Origin of the sequence: Sulfurimonas sp., assembly GCF_026988655.1 — a bacterium.
Classification (GTDB): Bacteria; Campylobacterota; Campylobacteria; order Campylobacterales; family Sulfurimonadaceae; genus Sulfurimonas.
On record NZ_JALSKT010000031.1, the window covers coordinates 1 to 2,323 of the forward strand.

4 protein-coding genes are annotated in these 2,323 nt (G+C 32.7%); all 4 read left to right on the plus strand.

All coding sequences use genetic code 11. The features are described from left to right. Positions 1-95: 95 nt before the first annotated feature. Genes cbiM through MV052_RS03000 form a run of 4 tightly spaced genes read left to right on the plus strand, consistent with a single transcriptional unit; the run spans position 96 to position 2,321 of the window. Positions 96-749, plus strand: a complete 654-nt coding sequence (cbiM, locus tag MV052_RS02985) for a cobalt transporter CbiM (protein WP_297440838.1) — start codon at positions 96-98, stop codon at positions 747-749. Beyond that, positions 739-1,044, plus strand: coding sequence for a PDGLE domain-containing protein (locus MV052_RS02990; protein ID WP_297440840.1), 306 nt, complete (start codon positions 739-741; stop codon positions 1,042-1,044). Before cbiM ends, MV052_RS02990 begins: the two co-directional genes overlap by 11 nt. After that, entirely contained in the window at positions 1,031-1,570 is a 540-nt protein-coding gene (locus MV052_RS02995) for a hypothetical protein (RefSeq protein ID WP_297440842.1), read from the plus strand. Before MV052_RS02990 ends, MV052_RS02995 begins: the two co-directional genes overlap by 14 nt. Continuing rightward, complete coding sequence (locus MV052_RS03000) at positions 1,563-2,321, plus strand: ABC transporter ATP-binding protein (RefSeq protein WP_297440844.1); 759 nt, start codon at positions 1,563-1,565, stop codon at positions 2,319-2,321. The genes MV052_RS02995 and MV052_RS03000 overlap by 8 nt, the downstream gene beginning before the upstream one ends. Positions 2,322-2,323: the final 2 nt, after the last annotated feature.

Below are 2,323 nucleotides of genomic sequence, written 5' to 3' on the forward strand. Positions count from 1 at the left end.
TTAGTCCTTAAAATAGAGTAGAAGTGAATTTTTTAATGCCAACTTAATGTTAAATGATTACTATAAGTGAATAATTATTCATTTAAAGGAATCCTATGCATATACCTGATGGTTATTTATCACCTACAACTGTAATTGCAACGTATGCAGTGGCAATTCCTCTTTGGGTTTATGGCTTAAAGAGATTAAAAAACACATTAAATGAAGAGACTTTACCTTTAATCGGTGCATTGAGTGCTATGAGTTTTATTATTATGATGTTTAATATACCTATTCCCGGCGGTACGAGTGGTCATGCAGTGGGTGCTGCTTTAATTGCACTTTTATTTGGTCCATGGATAGGATTTATTGCTGTGAGTTTGGTTCTTTTGCTTCAGGCAGTTATTTTTGGTGATGGTGGCATATCTACATTTGCAACAAATGCTTTAGGGATGGCATTTTTTGGTTCATTTGGTGGGTATTATATGTATAAAAGTTTAGAGAAGTTTCATCTTGCCCCATTTTTTGCAGGATGGATGAGTGCAGTAGTCTCCTCTGTGTTTATTGCATTGGCTTTGGGTATTCAGCCACTTTTCTGGTCGGAAAATGGACAACCTCTCTATTTCCCATTTGACTTAAAGACAGTAATGGTTGCTGTTGTTGGGTCTCACATACTGGCTTTTGGCATTATAGAAGGTATTTTTACACAGTTTGTATTTTCGTATTTAAAAGAGAAAGAGAATCATAAAGAGGCAGAAAATGAAGCGTAAAGTGTATATAGTTTTATTGACAATGATTGTATTGGTTCCCTTGGGATTGATTACTGATGCATCAGCATGGGGAGAGTGGGAAAATGAATATTATAAAAATGTGTTAGGGTTTGTACCTAAAGGTATTGAAAATGCAGAGGGTATGAAGCCTCTCATCCCAGATTACTCTATAGTAGGAGTAAACGAAACGATAGGGTATTATTTGTCAGCTATTATTGGACTTGTTTTGATTTTTTTTATCTATTTTATGTTAATGAAAATGTTAAAAACTAAGGAAGATAATGTTTCTGTATAGGGCAATTTTTTTCATAGTACTGTTGGCAGTTTTACTTATAAAAGATACGGCGCTTTTATTGACTGTGTTAATGGTTTTGTGGATTGTCTATTATCGTGACTTTGTAGTGCTCAATGTAAAAGTGGTGAAATCTATTTTATTTTTTAATCTTAGTGTAACTATAGGGTATCTGGTTATGAGCTTTTTAAAAGGCTTCAATCCAACAGCATATTTACTCTATATCAATCTAAAAGTATATACCATAACCTTTTTTGTTTTTTCATTTTTTAGTAAAATAAATATTGTCCACTTTTTTGCATTTTCAAAAGACTTGAGTTATCTGCTTACTATTTCTCTTTCTCAAATTATCTCTTATAAAAAAAGCTTTGAAGAGTTTAAGTTGGCGTATAAAGCAAGGATTGTGAAACACTTACAAAGTAGAGATAAAGCGTTTATTATTCGTGTCTTTGATCAGTTTTTACAAAAGTCTTTAAAAGAGTCAAAAGAGAGAACACTTGCGATGAAATCAAGGGGTTTTTTTGATTGATTTAAAAGATGTGGTTTATCATTATGAGAGTCATAAGGCTGTGGATACTGTTAGCTTTCAGGTGCAGCAAGGAGAAAAAGTTGCACTTCTTGGAAGTAACGGTAGTGGCAAGTCAACACTTTTAAGAATTTTGGCTGGCTTGTACTTTTCAAAAAGTGGAGAGTACTATTTTGAAAACAACTTAGTTCAGAAAAAGAGTGTAAGTAAGCATTTTAGAGAAAAAGTAGGTATTTTATTTCAAAATCCTGACAGTATGATTATCAACCCAACGGTGAGGGATGAAATAGCCTTTTCATTAAAAGAGTTCAATAGAGAAGAGAGTGAACAAAAAGTCTTAGAGATTGCAAAAAAGTTCAATATAGAAGATTTACTTGATAAAAATCCATTGAGTCTTAGTGGTGGTCAAAAGCAAAAAGTGATATTGGCTGCTATTATGGTATATGAACCAGCACTTTTACTTTTGGACGAACCAACATCGGCAATGGATCCAAAAACGACAGGTTGGTTTATTGATACGATTTTAGATTTCGATACCACAACTATTTTAGCTACGCATGATTTATCTTTGGCGTACGAGAGTTGCGATAGGGCAATTGTGATTGATGAAAAGCATCAAAAAATATTTGATGGAAAGATTGAAACATTGTTTGAGAATTTGGAACTTTTAGAAAAAGCAAATTTAATTCACAAACATAAACATAAACATGAGCACAAAAGTTTTGTGCATTCACATTATCATTTACATTATTAAAA